Source organism: Gemmatimonadaceae bacterium, from assembly GCA_016720905.1.
Classification (GTDB): domain Bacteria; phylum Gemmatimonadota; class Gemmatimonadetes; order Gemmatimonadales; family Gemmatimonadaceae; genus Gemmatimonas.
Map to the genome: position 1 here is coordinate 133,320 of JADKJT010000034.1, position 12,914 is coordinate 146,233.

General features: G+C 63.7%; 12 protein-coding genes. 6 read left to right on the forward strand and 6 right to left on the reverse strand.

Annotated features, from left to right (window positions below; genetic code table 11):
• Positions 1-80: 80 nt before the first annotated feature.
• The 4 genes from IPP90_21860 to IPP90_21875 form a co-directional block, all read right to left on the reverse strand.
• Positions 81-380, reverse strand: coding sequence for a HigA family addiction module antidote protein (locus tag IPP90_21860; GenBank protein MBL0173280.1), 300 nt, complete (start codon positions 378-380; stop codon positions 81-83).
• An 18-nt stretch (positions 381-398) separates the two neighbouring features.
• Complete coding sequence (locus tag IPP90_21865) at positions 399-677, reverse strand: type II toxin-antitoxin system RelE/ParE family toxin (protein MBL0173281.1); 279 nt, start codon at positions 675-677, stop codon at positions 399-401.
• 169 nt (positions 678-846) lie between these two features.
• Complete coding sequence (locus tag IPP90_21870; protein ID MBL0173282.1) at positions 847-1,935, reverse strand: aromatic ring-hydroxylating dioxygenase subunit alpha; 1,089 nt, start codon at positions 1,933-1,935, stop codon at positions 847-849.
• Between the two features lie 21 nt (positions 1,936-1,956).
• Positions 1,957-2,841 carry a creatininase family protein gene (locus IPP90_21875; GenBank protein MBL0173283.1) on the reverse strand — a complete coding sequence of 295 codons (885 nt, stop codon included), beginning with the start codon at positions 2,839-2,841 and terminating at the stop codon, positions 1,957-1,959.
• A 184-nt stretch (positions 2,842-3,025) separates the two neighbouring features.
• Between IPP90_21875 and IPP90_21880 the strand changes: the two genes are divergently transcribed.
• Positions 3,026-3,304 (forward strand): DUF4160 domain-containing protein, encoded by a 279-nt coding sequence (locus IPP90_21880; protein MBL0173284.1) that lies wholly within the window; start codon positions 3,026-3,028, stop codon positions 3,302-3,304.
• Positions 3,285-3,590: a DUF2442 domain-containing protein gene (locus tag IPP90_21885; protein ID MBL0173285.1), complete on the forward strand. Its 306-nt coding sequence runs from the start codon at positions 3,285-3,287 to the stop codon at positions 3,588-3,590. The genes IPP90_21880 and IPP90_21885 overlap by 20 nt, the downstream gene beginning before the upstream one ends.
• A 287-nt stretch (positions 3,591-3,877) precedes the next feature.
• Here IPP90_21885 and IPP90_21890 read toward each other — a convergent pair whose 3' ends face one another.
• A complete protein-coding gene (locus IPP90_21890) occupies positions 3,878-4,204 on the reverse strand; it encodes a HigA family addiction module antidote protein (GenBank protein MBL0173286.1) in 327 nt (108 codons plus the stop codon).
• Between the two features lie 323 nt (positions 4,205-4,527).
• On the opposite strand from IPP90_21890, the gene IPP90_21895 reads away from it, so the two are divergent.
• The 4 genes from IPP90_21895 (at position 4,528) to IPP90_21910 (ending at position 9,981) form a co-directional block, all read left to right on the forward strand.
• Positions 4,528-4,902, forward strand: coding sequence for a cupredoxin domain-containing protein (locus tag IPP90_21895; GenBank protein ID MBL0173287.1), 375 nt, complete (start codon positions 4,528-4,530; stop codon positions 4,900-4,902).
• A 38-nt stretch (positions 4,903-4,940) separates the two neighbouring features.
• Positions 4,941-6,956 carry a S9 family peptidase gene (locus IPP90_21900; GenBank protein ID MBL0173288.1) on the forward strand — a complete coding sequence of 672 codons (2,016 nt, stop codon included), beginning with the start codon at positions 4,941-4,943 and terminating at the stop codon, positions 6,954-6,956.
• Positions 6,957-7,018: 62 nt separating this feature from the next.
• Positions 7,019-8,350, forward strand: a complete 1,332-nt coding sequence (locus IPP90_21905) for an amidohydrolase (protein MBL0173289.1) — start codon at positions 7,019-7,021, stop codon at positions 8,348-8,350.
• Positions 8,350-9,981: a family 43 glycosylhydrolase gene (locus IPP90_21910; GenBank protein ID MBL0173290.1), complete on the forward strand. Its 1,632-nt coding sequence runs from the start codon at positions 8,350-8,352 to the stop codon at positions 9,979-9,981. Before IPP90_21905 ends, IPP90_21910 begins: the two co-directional genes overlap by 1 nt.
• Positions 9,982-10,020: 39 nt before the next feature.
• Here IPP90_21910 and IPP90_21915 read toward each other — a convergent pair whose 3' ends face one another.
• Positions 10,021-12,849, reverse strand: a complete 2,829-nt coding sequence (locus tag IPP90_21915) for an Ig-like domain-containing protein (protein ID MBL0173291.1) — start codon at positions 12,847-12,849, stop codon at positions 10,021-10,023.
• Positions 12,850-12,914 lie beyond the last annotated feature (65 nt).

Genomic DNA, 12,914 nt, shown 5'->3' on the forward strand with positions numbered 1-12,914 from the left:
CTACACGCTCAATATAAGATATAGCGACCTATACTTTAATTCGATTCTGGGCAATTAAGCAGTACTGCCAAGAAGGACACCTAGGCCGCCGCATCCGGGTGCAGCTTCTCAAAACGCTTCACTTTGATTCGGCCTTCCTGCTTGCGCGCCTTCGCCAGATCAAAGGCTGTCTGCATCGCCAGCCATGTTTCCGCCGTGCCGCCGAAGGCCTTCGACAAACGAATTGCCATTTCGGCGCTGATGCCGGTCTTCTCGTTCACCACATTGTTGAGCGTCTGCCGAGACACGCCCAGCACCTTCGCCCCTGCGGTAATCGTGAGCTCCAATGGGTCCAGGCAGTCGTGTCGCACGAGGCGGCCGGGATGGGCGGGGTTTTTCATCGGCACTTGTGGTTCCTCCTAGTGGTAATCCAGCAGCTCGACATCGTAGGCATCGCCGTCCAGGAACCGAAAGACGATCCGCCAATTGGCCTTCACGGTTACGGCCCAGAATCCCTTCAGTTCACCCTTCAGTGGGTGCAAGGCATATCCCGGCAGGTTGAGTGCCTGAGGGTCGGATGCCACATCGAGCATGCTGAGAATGCGTGCGATTTTGGCGATGAGATCGGTTCGAATGCCTCGGGGACTGCCGGTCTCATATAGGCGTTCTAATGCCTTGTGCCTGAAACTCTGAATCATGCGCTACCTCATGATTTGTACACTGACCATTGTCAGTTGTCAATGCGGTGACTGGGCTTCCACAAGGTACGTGCCGCGACCGGCAGACTGGGAGGAACTCAGCAATTCGGTACTTGGCGGGCTACAAAGACATTTTGCTGCGATTTGGACCGACGAATTCCGAGTGCCGTCACCCCCGCCACGCCCGGTACGACCCCTTGAGCAAGCACTGAAAGTGGTACACCCCCGACTCCATCTCCGGTGAAAACCGGCCCCGCTCATACCCGCGCGACTGCAACCCGGCGTGCACCTTCTGGCAGATCTCCCGGTCTTCCACCTGCACCATGTCGCTGTAGTCCACATCGCCCTGAATCTGCTCCGCACACCCTGGCGCGTCGGGGTTGTCGTAGTAGTACCAGAAAATCACCGTGCACCGATCGGGGCCATTGGGCAGCACGAGGTTGGCCTGCACCCGATGCGGCAGCACGTTCAGCATGAAGTTCGGGTACACCCAGTAGTAGAACGCCTCGCCGCCGGCGCTGCCGGTGTACACGTTGTCGTCTTTCAGTGGACTGTGCTGCAGCGTGTGCCAGGCACCCAGTTCGGTGGTGTAGGCCGAATAGTCCAGCGCCTTGTTGAGCTCCGGGTGCACGTGGGGGATGTGGTACCCCTCGAGAAAATTGTCCACGTACACTTTCCAGTTGCTCTCCACATCGTAGTCCACGCGTCGCACCAATTGCTTGGTGGTCAAGCTGTTGGGACGAATGCGTTCGGCGATGCCGGCAAACACCTGGGCCAGTGGTGGCGCCTTGGCAGGTTCGAGACACACGAATACAAAGCCTTCCCACACATCCACGCCCACGGGAATCAGGCCGAAGTCTTTCTTGTCGAACAGTTCCGTGCGGTCAAACTGCGGGACGCCGCGCAGTGTGCCGTCCAACAGATACGTCCAGCCGTGGTACTTGCAGGTGAGTGCCTTCACGCAACCTGAGGGCTCAAGCGCCAACGGCCCGGCGCGATGGCGACACACGTTGTAGAAAGCGCGCAGTATGCCGTCTTTGTCGCAAATAACAATGATGGGATTGTCGGCGACGGTGGCCAAGAAGTAATCGCCGGGGCCGGCCACCATGGACACGTGTCCCACGCCTTGCCACGTGGTGGCGAACACGGCGTCGCGATCGATCGCATGAAATTGCGGGTGTACATACCACGACGACGGTACCGTCTCGGATCGTTCCACGGGAACGATCTCGAGATCGGCGTCGGTCAGCTCATGCATTGAACGTGACGAACCCGCGGGTCACTGCGGGATGAACGTTTTGATTTGGCGCACCGCGTGTTCGACCTTGTTGTCGAAGGCCCGCTTGCCCAGCTCGCGGCTTGAGCGACGCGCGTCGCCGGTGATGCCGTTGTTGACACGCACGGCATTCGGATCACGCGGTGCGCCGCGCGCGGCAACGGTGTCACCCAACGCAGTGGGAATCAGCTCTTCGCGCGTCCATGCTTGTCCGCCCAAATACAGCATCTCCGACGTATCGGGAATGCCGGCGTGCGAGCTCACTGGGTAGCCGTTGTCCTTGAGCCACTTGTCGAAGTCGGCCTGCGCCGTGGCATACACTTCGTCGCAGAAGAACACGTGAATGCCCTTCTCGGCGTACTTGGCGTCCAGCTTTTCGGCCACCGACTTGTACGCGTTGGGCTGACCACCACCGTGATCGCCCATCAGCACGACGTTCTTGAAACCGGTGGCGATGGCCTGTTCGGCAATGCGCTCCAGCACCATGCTCAAAATTTCGGGGGTGAGCCCAATGGTGCCCGGCAGCGTGGCGCTGGCGTTGTTGGGCGTGTACGGCAGCACCGGCATGGCAATGGCGTTGCCGAGTTGGAGCGCGATGGCTTTCACTGTGGCGCGGCCCATGAGGTTGTGGCCACCGTTCACGTTTTGCGGGCCGCGCTGTTCGGTGCCCCCGGTATAGAAGAGTGCGGTGGTTTTGCCGGCGTCCATGGCGGCCTTCACTTCGGGCCAGGTCATCATCTCGAACTCAACCAGCGGCTCGGTTGATTTGGCTGCGGTGGGCCTGGGTGTGGCCGGTCGGCCGGCCGTTGCCTGCGCGTTGGTGGTGAAGGGAAGGACGAACGCGGCGGTAAGGGCCAGCGCGAGTGCGGCGAGCGGGGTGCGGCGCATGAGGAGGGGCTCCGGTGGGAATCGCGGGCGGGCGGGGTGGGACGAGAGTACTGAGAAAACGGGTGGGGGGCCAGATCGTTGGAAGACGAGCCGCCGGGCGCGGCACCGGACAGGCGCGAATCACATAGACCAGTATCCGGCAAAATTGCCGCGTAATATTTCCACATGTGCGCTGCCGGCTTCGATGCCGCGCGCACCTGTTGCCCGGTCGCATTCATGCGTATCACATGGGACCGCTCACCAGCCCCGCCCGTACCGCTTCTTCTTCTACGCCGGTGATCGGGCTGAACCGACGCACGTGCACGTCGAACGTGATGCCAATCGAGCTAAGGTCTGGCTGAATCCTGTCCGATTGCAGGACAGCGGTGGCTTTCCGCCTGCCGAGTTGGCGCGTATCCTGATGATGGTCCGGGAACACGAAGCCGTCTTGCAGAGGAGGTGGGATGACTACTTCGCCGATTGAACACTGGCCGGCCCTCGCCGAGTCAGTTCAGGTCACGGCCGACACACTGACAGTAGATCTGGCGGACGGCCGGAGTATTTCCGTGCCGCTCGCCTGGTACCCGCGACTTGCGCACGGTACACAGGCCGAGCGCGCCAATTGGCGCCTCATCGGCCGCGGTGAGGGCGTTCACTGGCCCGGTTTCGACGAGGATATCAGCGTCGACAACTTGCTGAGCGGTGCGCGTTCTGGCGAAAACCAGCGCTCCTTCAAGCAGTGGCTGGCGTCCCGCGCGCCTGGCACTTGACGACGGCGATCCGCGCACGCTCGCTTTGGCGTCGACACGCTTATCACGTTCCTCGGAAAGACCGGCGCTGAGGTTCGACTCACCGTGCGGAATAGATCTCAAGCCGCTTGGATTCTTCGACCGAAGGTTCAGCCCATGAACGTCACGTACTTCAGGGTTACCGACACCGCGTTGCTGGAGTTCTCGGACGCGCTGCGCCTCGCGCGGTTCTTCGGAACGTCCTTTGCACCGGCCCGCTAACCCGGAACGGTCCGTACCGTTTTTTCTTCTACAAGGACACCAACACGTTACGCGCTTCGCGGAAGGGCTGCCAAGCCGGGGGCGCGCTGGATCTTGCGAATCGCTTTCACTGACGGTGCGTGCATCGCCTGGTACAGATCCCAACGCAGCTGCAGCGTCAGCCAGAATTCGGCCGGCATTCCGAAGAGCTGCTCGAGGCGCAGCGCGGTGTCGGTGGTCACGCCGCGTTTCCCCTTGATCAACTGATTGGCTCGCGTCCACGCGACGCCCATGCGCCGCGCGAATTCGGTCTGCGTCATCGTCAACGGTTTGAGAAACTCCTCAAGAATCATCTCGCCGGGATGGGTTGGCGGGCCGTGTGGGAATGCGAGCATGGTGACAGTCCGTACCTAGTGGTAGTCGATGATCTCAACGTCGATCGGGCCGAGTGCCGTCCAACGGAATACGACGCGGTATTGCCGAACGACTGGATCATGCGGCCCGTGGAGTTTGGTTCCGCCAGAGCCGCGCGGAAAGTTATAGTACGACGAGTCCACTTCAGTACCTTTCTTCGCTGACGCACGCGCCTCGACGGTGTCTCGATTCGACGCCCAGGATCTGCGCCCTGAGATACGTTCAGTACGTCTAGTGGAAACACCCCCGCTCGCCATAAATTTCCCGTCCCACCCGCGCTCGCTCCGCTCTCCAGGACCCACTCATGCTCCGCACCCTCTTTGTCGCCGCCCTGATCGCCTCGGCCTCCGCGGCCGGCGCCCAACCCGTCGCCGTGACGCTGACCGAATTCAAGATCGGCATGACCCGCGACACGGTGAAGGCCGGACCGGTCACGTTCCGGGTGAAGAACTCGGGCGTGATGGCGCACGCCTTCTACGTGATCGGCGACAAGATCGACAAGGGTACGCCGGACATCCCGGCCGGACAGGAAGCGTCGCTCACGCTCACGCTCAAGGCCGGCACGTACGAAGTGTTCTGCCCCATGTCCGACAACTCGCACAAGTTGGGCGGCATGACGCGCAAGCTGGTCGTGACGCCGGGCGACGCACCGGTGGTGCCAAAGAAACCGGGGTCGTAAAGCATCCGAGCGCTCCTGCCCCCTCCCCCGAGCTCACCATGCGCATCGCTCTCGTTCGGCCGGGGTTTCTGATGTTGGTCCCCTTCGCCCTGTCGGCGCAGGAACGCCTCACCATCGAGCACACCCGCCGCGTGGTTGGCGTGGGCAGTCCGGCGCTGTCCAACGGCGGACGCACCGCCGCCTTCGTGGTGTCGCGGCCGAACTACGTGGCCAACCGCACCGAATCGCAGCTGTGGGCCGTAGACCTGCCGGCCGGAACGCCGCGCCTGCTCACGCCGCAACGCACGAGTGTGTCCTCGCCGAAATGGGCCCCCGTGGGTCGCGGGCTCGCGTTCCTTTCGCCCGACAGCGAGGGACGCAACCAGCTCTGGCTGCTGGCCGGCGAAGGCGGTGAGGCGCGTCAGGTCACCGCACACCCCACGGCGGTCGAACACTTCAGCTGGCGCCCCGACGGCGCGGCGTTTGCCTTTGCGGCCACCGACGAAGAGCCGCGCAAAGAAGGCGAGGCGCGCTTCATCACCACCTTCGAAGTGGGCGCGCAGGATCTCTTCCTGCGGCGCACGCTGCGCCCGCAGCACATCTGGACCGTGGCCACTGCAGGTGGCGGGGCGAAGCGCATCACGGCAGGCAGTTGGACATTGCAGTTCAGTCTGCCCCCGGGCGGCGGTCCGTCGCCGCTCAGTTGGTCACCGGATGGCGCACACATCGCGTTCACCCGCACCGTCGCCCCGCAAACCGGCAAGAGCGACTCGACGCACATCGCGGTGGTGGATGTCGCGACCGGCGCGGTAAAGTCGCTCACTGGCATGCAGACGTTCGAGCGCTTCGCCCTCTGGTCGCCCGATGGCCGCACCATTGCGTTCCTGCAGCCGCGTGAGCGCAACCGCGAAGGCGGCTTCGTCACCGAGGTGCACGTCATACCAGCCGGCGGAGGCGCGGCTCGCAGCATCACGCGCGCACTCGACCGGCATATCCTGCGCGCCGATTGGCTTGCCGACGGATCGGGGATGCTTGTTGCCGCGGCCGACCAGACGACGATGGCCGCCTGGATCCAGCCGCTAACCGGCGCAGCGCAGCGTTTGCCGTTGGGCGATCTGGTACTCACCGGCGGCTTCGGCGCCGACATCGAGCGCAGCAAGGATGGCATGTTCGTGTTCACCGCCACGTCACCGCGCACGCCGGCCGAGTTGTACGTGATGACCTCCGCCACCGCGACGCCAAAGGCGCTGACCTCGTTCAACGCGTGGGCCAACACGGTGGCGCTGGGTCGCAGCGAGCGCGTGACGTGGCGCTCCGACAAGTTCGAAGCCGACGGCGTCGTCACGTATCCACCCGACTTCGACGCCAGTCGGAAGTATCCGCTCGTGCTCTATATCCACGGCGGACCGACGGCGTCTTCCAAGCTGGGCTTCTCGTCAACACCGCAACTCATCGCCGCCGACGGGGCCATCGTCTTCGAGCCCAACTACCGCGGCAGCGACAACCTTGGCAACGCGTTCCAGTCGGCCATCGCCGGCGATGCGGGCGCCGGACCCGGGCGTGATGTCATGAGCGGCGTGACGATGCTGCGTGGCAATCCGTACGTCGATCGCACGCGCACCGTGGTGACCGGCTGGTCGTACGGCGGTTTCATGACGTCGTGGATGATTGGCAACTACCCCAACGAGTGGACGGCGGCCATGGCCGGCGCGCCGGTGACCGACTGGGAGGACCAGTACAACTTGGCCGACGGCAACGTGAACTGGCGCTATCTCACCGGCGGCTCGCCGTGGACCGAGGCCGGGCGCCGCAAGCTCGTTGCCCAGTCTCCCATCACCTACGCGCGCAACATGCGCACGCCCACGCTCATCATGTCGCACATGGAGGACTTCCGTGTGCCGCCCACGCAGGCGCTGGCGCTGTACCGGGCGCTGCAGGACATGGGTGTCGAGTCGAAGTTCCTGGCGTTTCCCGGTCGCACGCACAATCCAACCGATCCCGTCATGCAGCGCGAGCGCACGCGGTTGTGGGTGGAGTTCGTGAAGGAGCGACTGCAGGCGAAGGTGACGCCGTAGCACGCGGAGTTCAGCGAAACCAGGCCATCAGTCCGGCTCATTCTCCTTCTCCCCCACGTGCCATGCGCCTTACACGCATTCTCGCCGTTTCGGCTTTTGCTGTCGCGCTCCGCACCGCGTCGTCGGTCGGCGCCCAGCCCGTCACTCCCGATCCGGCATTGGCCGCCGAAATCGATCGTCGCACGGCGGCAATCGCCGACAAGGTCATAGCATGGCGACACGACATTCATCAACATCCGGAGCTTGGGTACGCCGAGAAGCGCACGGCCGCGCTGGTGGCTGCGCATCTCAAGGCACTTGGCCTCGAGGTACAGGAGAATGTTGGCGGCATTCCCGCCGTGGTCGGCATCCTCAGGGGCGGAAAGCCCGGGCCAACGGTGGCACTGCGCGCCGACATGGACGCGCTGCCGGTGACGGAACTGGTCGATGTCCCGTTCAAATCGACGGTGCGCGCAGTCTACAATGGTCAGGAGACCGGCGTGATGCACGCCTGCGGGCACGACATGCACACCGCCATGCTGATGGGAACGGCGGAAGTGCTGGCTGGTCTCAAGGATCGCATTCCGGGCACGGTGAAGTTTCTGTTTCAGCCCGCCGAGGAAGTGCCGCCGCGTGGTGGTGCGCAGCCCATGATTGACGCCGGCGTCATGAATGGCGTGGATGGCGTGTTCGGGTTGCACGTGGGGCCTGGCCCGCTTGGCGCCATGCACTATCGCGCCGGCGCGATCTCGGCCAGCGCTGACGGGTGGCGCATCGTGGTGCATGGGCGACAGGGGCACGGGGCGATGCCGGCCAACGCGGTCGATCCGATCGTGGTGAGCGCCGAGATTGTGACCGCGCTGCAGACGATCGTATCGCGTCAGCTCGATCTCTCGGTGGCGCCGGCCGTGGTGACGGTGGGCGCGATCCACGGTGGTTTGCGCGAGAACATCATCCCCGATTCGGTATGGATGATCGGCACCATTCGCGCATTCGACGCGAAGGCGCGTACCACCATTCAGGAACGGATGAAGCGGATTGCCACCAACATCGCCGCCGCGCACGGCGCGACGGCCGATGTGAACGTAGACATCGGCTATCCCAGTTCGGTGAATAGCGACGCGATGGTCGCCAAATTCTTCCCCACGCTCAAGCGCGTGGCCGGCGCGGCCGGCGCGGCGGAGGGGGGCGTCACGATGGCGGGCGAAGACTTCTCCCGGTTCTCCGCTCTGGCGCCGGGCTTCTTCTTCAACCTCAGTGTCACGCCGCCGAACGTGGACCTCAAGACGGTGGCCAGCAATCATTCGCCGCTCTTTCAGGGCGATGACCGGGCGTTGACCGTGGGCGTTCGTGCGATGACGAACATGGCCATGGACTTCCTGCGCTCAGGCGGGGTCCCGAAGCTGATTCCGTGATGGAAAGGTACGCAGTCCGAATGCGTGCCTCACTGATCGTGCTGCTCGCACTGGTCGCGTGCAGGGGTTCTTCGTCGGCCGCCAGGCCTCCCGCCCGCGCCAGCACCAACGCGGGAAATCCGACATTGGAATCGCGCGCGGTACACGCGGTCGCGAACCCCATTCTGTCCGACGGCGTTGACTACACCAGTGATCCGGCGCCGCTGGTAGTTGACGGGAAGCTGTACATCCTGACCGGACGCGACATGGCGAAGCCCGGCGTCAACGACTTCGTCATGCCCGAGTGGCAGATGCTGGAAGCCAACGGCAATCCGATGTCCGGATCGTGGACGCACTATCCGCATTTTCTGAAGCCCGATGATGTGTTCACATGGGCGAGTCCGGGTCGAGCGTATGCGGCGCAAATTGTGCGGGGGCCGAACGGCAAGTTCTATCTGTATGCGCCGGTGGTGCAGGCCGTTTCGAACAGCAAGGACCACTTTGCCATTGGCGTAGCGGTGGCTGATACGCCGCTGGGTCCGTGGGTGGATGCGCATCCGCAGGGGCCGGTGGTGTCGCAGTCGTATCCCGTGGCCAATGATATCCAGAACATCGACCCCACCGTGCTGGTTGATGATGACGGGCGCGTCTATCTGTACTGGGGCACGTTCGGCCGCCTGAAGGGCGTGGAGCTGGCGCCTGATATGGTGAGCATGAAGGGTGCGCCGGTGGATGTGAGTACGCTCACCGGATTCTTTGAAGCGCCGTGGCTGTTCAAGCGCAACGGCACGTACTATCTGGCTTATGCCGGCAACAAGGCGGGGCCGGAATCGGAGTGTACCGAGGCGGTGTACTACGCCTGCATTGCGTATGGCACTTCAACGTCACCGCTGGGGCCGTGGACGTATCGCGGCGTGATAGTGGAGCCGGTGTCGTCCACTACATCGCATCCGGGCATCGTGGCGTACAAGGGCGCGTGGTACATCGCCTACCACACGGCCGACGCCACGAACGGCGGACACTTTCGCCGTTCGGTGGCCATCGACCGACTGGAATGGGACGATGGTGTGTCGCCGGCGCGGCCGAGGACGGTGGTGCCAACCGGCGGCGCACCGTTCAACGCGACACCCATTGCCAATATCGCGTCGCACGCGCGCGTCACCGCATCCAACACGCCGATACCGGTGCAGTATTGGTTGCGCGCGCTGAACGACGGGAAGGTGCGCGAAAATCCGTTGCCGCCGGACATGTGGGCCACCTGGTCGCGCAATAATCCGGCGCAGCAGTGGAGCGTGTATCAGTGGGATCGGCCCGTCACGCTCAACGCGTCGAGTGTGTACTTCTGGGGCGATCATGCGGCGGGTTCGGGGGTTGGTGTGGCACCGCCCAGCAGCTGGCGACTGGAGTATTGGGATGGCGCGCAGTGGAAACCCGTTGGCGCAACAACACCATATACAACCGTACTTGATGCGTTCAATCGTGTAGAGTTTGTGCCAGTAACCACGCGGTGCCTCCGGGCGGTGTTTGACGCGTCTACCGATGGCGCGACGTATGCAGCGGTGGCGGCGCAGGAGTGGCAGGCGTTATCGACACGCGCTACGGTGCCGCGGCGACGGTCGGCTCCAGGCGCGGCGTCGGCGACCTGCGGGTAGAACGGTGAGTACGCTACAATCGGGCTCGCCTTGGCGCTCTCAGCGCAATCGCGTGGCCGTGAACTGAAACCAGGTCTCGTGGTCCACCGTTTCAATCACGCCGTTGTCGTCGACGCCCCACCAGTAAAACGCGATCTTGCCCGTCATTTGCAGTCCGTTGCGAACCACGTCTTTGAGCCGCCAGGCGACCGTGGGCCCAACTTGCGTACCAGCGTTCATTACGCCGTATGCATGCGTCCCGTCAATCCGGCTGGCCAACATGGTACCGGCGCCAAGATTGCCCGTGGACTGTGACCACGTGTTGGTGCGGTAGGCCGCGAAGTAATTGCCCAGGGGATAGCTCGACGCAGGTGTGCGTCCGAGTTCCTGCACGAGCTCCGTACCCTGCAGCGGCGGCGGACAGCACGTCACGCCAATCCATGTCGACGTCGTTCGCACCCGCACGGCCAGTCGCGATCCGTTCCCCGGCGCCACGGTGTCGATGGCAATGAGACCTGATGCGGGCACGGCGATCAACCGCTCCAGCAATGGCGAAAACGGATACCCTTCGCGGTCTTCGGGTGGATCGAGGGGATTTGCCGTAAACGACGTGATGCGCCAGTACGGCCTCATGGTGTCGGGCTCGACCACCACTTTTCCCTTCGCCAGCGCCAGCAACAGGTTTGGCACTGCGCTGCCGACGCCGTTGCGCAAAACGGCCCGGACCGCACGCGTCGCGGGTGTGGTGTATCGATGACTCGCCTCGGCGACGTCTGTTGTGCGCACGATTGGCGTGGCGTCACCGAAATCCCAGTCAATGTAGTATCCGCTGGGCGGAGGCAGATCGAGTTTCGCGCGCAGCAACACCAGACTGTCAGTGACCACGCGCTGCGAATCGGGAGTGAGACGAAAGAGCGCGAGTGCCAGCGGCCGGTGAATCGGCACAGCGGCGCGATACGCCGCGCCGATTGACGACAGGGTAAGGCTCGGGTCCATGAGCGTCATGGCCGCGCCACTCAGGTCGCCGACACCGAGTGCGTTAAGCAGTGTTCCCGCAGACTGCGGTCCCAAGCCGAACAGCAGGCCGGCGTACCCGGCGGGTGAGCGGTTCTCGACGGCCACTGTCTGCTGCGTACCACTTCCGTTTTGCGGCAGTGCTTGCGGGCAATTGCCGCATTGCACACGCAGCACCGCCGCACTGTCGCGAATCACGATCGTGGTATCTGCGGGAGACCAGTCTCCGGTGGCCGCATTCTGCACTTCAAGCGTGACGTTTGGAAAGCCGGCGGCCGCGGCGAGTTGGCGATTGGCCTGATCGCGCACGGCGCCCTGCGCTCGAAGCGCGGCCATCATGGTCGGCACGACGTCAACAAACTCCGCGACCGGGTAGATGAAACTTCCGCCGACTGGCAACACACCCTGCGCGTTGAACGACGTGGCGTCGGCGTTTTCCTTCACGATGCGCGAAGAGAAACCGCCCACGCCAAGCGTGAGTGTCGACTGCGTAGCCGGAGCGGTCGGCGACGAAAACAGGAGCGCACCGTTGCCCTTGCCGTACATCGAAGCAAAGACGCGTCGCCCGGTGGTCGGGACAAATCGCTCCTCGAAAACCATTAGCTGCGGGAGCTTCGAAATGGACAGCCCGCCCCAGAGATTGATGGTGCTGAGCGAATCGCGAAGCGGAATCGTGACGCTGGCCAGGGCCGCTGACAGGTCGTCAATGGCGCGTTGCGCGGTTGGCGAACGGCGATGGCGATCGGCCATGATCTGGAGACTTGCAAAGCTGGCCGTGTCTGCCAGCACACCGAACGCCGGAAGCAACCCAACCAGTCCACTGAACGGCTGGTTCTGGAGCTGACCGAACAGGTTCATCAACGCGATCGCCGGACCGTGCCCGGCGGGAAAGCCGTACGAGCCCATGTCTGGTCCTGGCCAGGCATTGGCCAGATATCCGGCCAGCGCCTCGGTGAGGCCAAGCGCGTTGAGCGTGGCGTTCACGTTGATTCCCAGTCCGAAATTCAGCTGGCGTGTGGACTGCTGCGTTGGCAACAGCACCGACGAGTTCGCCCCGCTCCGTGACAGTAGCATCGACGCGTTCAGGTGTCCTACCACAACGGTGATGCTTTCGGAATCTTCAGCGACGATTGGTGCCATCTCCATCGCCGATCGCGCCGGATCAACGAGCACGAACATGCGGACGCTCCCGGCGACACGAAGCGCGGGAATACGCAGCGTCATCAGTCGTGCTGCCCGCCCTCGGTCCGTCTCAATGCGGAGCGCGGGCCCATTGACCGTGAAGGCCGCCGGCAGGGTGGGGATTGGCACGCCAGACGCAAGCTCGAATCGCCACGTTCCCGATTCGGCGAACGCGCCCGTCGGGATGGTGAGTTTGAGACCTCGCCAGGGATGCGCCGGTGTGCTGATCTCGATCACGCCGCCGCTGGCTGGAATCGTGGCATCGACGATTCCCGTGGAGATCGTCGCCCGAAATCGCGCCGGTGTCAGGCTACCGTGCTTCGCCTCGACGATCTGCTCGCCGCTGCTACCAAGTGTCCACGCGCCGGCGGTCGCGACACCCTGCGCATTGGAAGTGGCAACCGAGCCGGCAATTGAACCACCGCCTGAAACCACTTCGAAGTTGATTGCCGCACCGGCTACGGGTTGTCCGGCCGCATCGCGTACGGTGACGGTTGGTGTGACGGCGAGAACTGCGCCCGCGAAGGTCGATTGTCCGTCACCGCCGCTCACCGCAAGGGAAGCGGGGGCGCCGATAGTGGGCGGAATTGGCGTGGTGGGGTTGCCCGGTGTGCTGTCGGTACCGCCGCCGCACGCGGTCAGTCCAAGCAGCAGTACGGCACTTCGCCAGATGGGGTGCGTCACGGAGGTCATGCTCAGGTACGCGCAGAAACCGGGTAGTCCGGATCATGATCGTCTGCCTCGATTCCCCGGCGGAG

What these genes read in the sequence shown, in the direction of transcription:
- IPP90_21860 (MBL0173280.1), bottom strand. Translation starts at nt 380, where the DNA reads ATGAAAAACCCCGCCCATCCCGGCCGCCTCGTGCGACACGACTGCCTG.
- IPP90_21865 (MBL0173281.1), bottom strand. Translation starts at nt 677, where the DNA reads ATGATTCAGAGTTTCAGGCACAAGGCATTAGAACGCCTATATGAGACC.
- IPP90_21870 (MBL0173282.1), bottom strand. Translation starts at nt 1,935, where the DNA reads ATGCATGAGCTGACCGACGCCGATCTCGAGATCGTTCCCGTGGAACGA.
- IPP90_21875 (MBL0173283.1), bottom strand. Translation starts at nt 2,841, where the DNA reads ATGCGCCGCACCCCGCTCGCCGCACTCGCGCTGGCCCTTACCGCCGCG.
- IPP90_21880 (MBL0173284.1), top strand. Translation starts at nt 3,026, where the DNA reads ATGCCGCGCGCACCTGTTGCCCGGTCGCATTCATGCGTATCACATGGG.
- IPP90_21885 (MBL0173285.1), top strand. Translation starts at nt 3,285, where the DNA reads ATGACTACTTCGCCGATTGAACACTGGCCGGCCCTCGCCGAGTCAGTT.
- IPP90_21890 (MBL0173286.1), bottom strand. Translation starts at nt 4,204, where the DNA reads ATGCTCGCATTCCCACACGGCCCGCCAACCCATCCCGGCGAGATGATT.
- IPP90_21895 (MBL0173287.1), top strand. Translation starts at nt 4,528, where the DNA reads ATGCTCCGCACCCTCTTTGTCGCCGCCCTGATCGCCTCGGCCTCCGCG.
- IPP90_21900 (MBL0173288.1), top strand. Translation starts at nt 4,941, where the DNA reads ATGCGCATCGCTCTCGTTCGGCCGGGGTTTCTGATGTTGGTCCCCTTC.
- IPP90_21905 (MBL0173289.1), top strand. Translation starts at nt 7,019, where the DNA reads ATGCGCCTTACACGCATTCTCGCCGTTTCGGCTTTTGCTGTCGCGCTC.
- IPP90_21910 (MBL0173290.1), top strand. Translation starts at nt 8,350, where the DNA reads ATGGAAAGGTACGCAGTCCGAATGCGTGCCTCACTGATCGTGCTGCTC.
- IPP90_21915 (MBL0173291.1), bottom strand. Translation starts at nt 12,849, where the DNA reads ATGACCTCCGTGACGCACCCCATCTGGCGAAGTGCCGTACTGCTGCTT.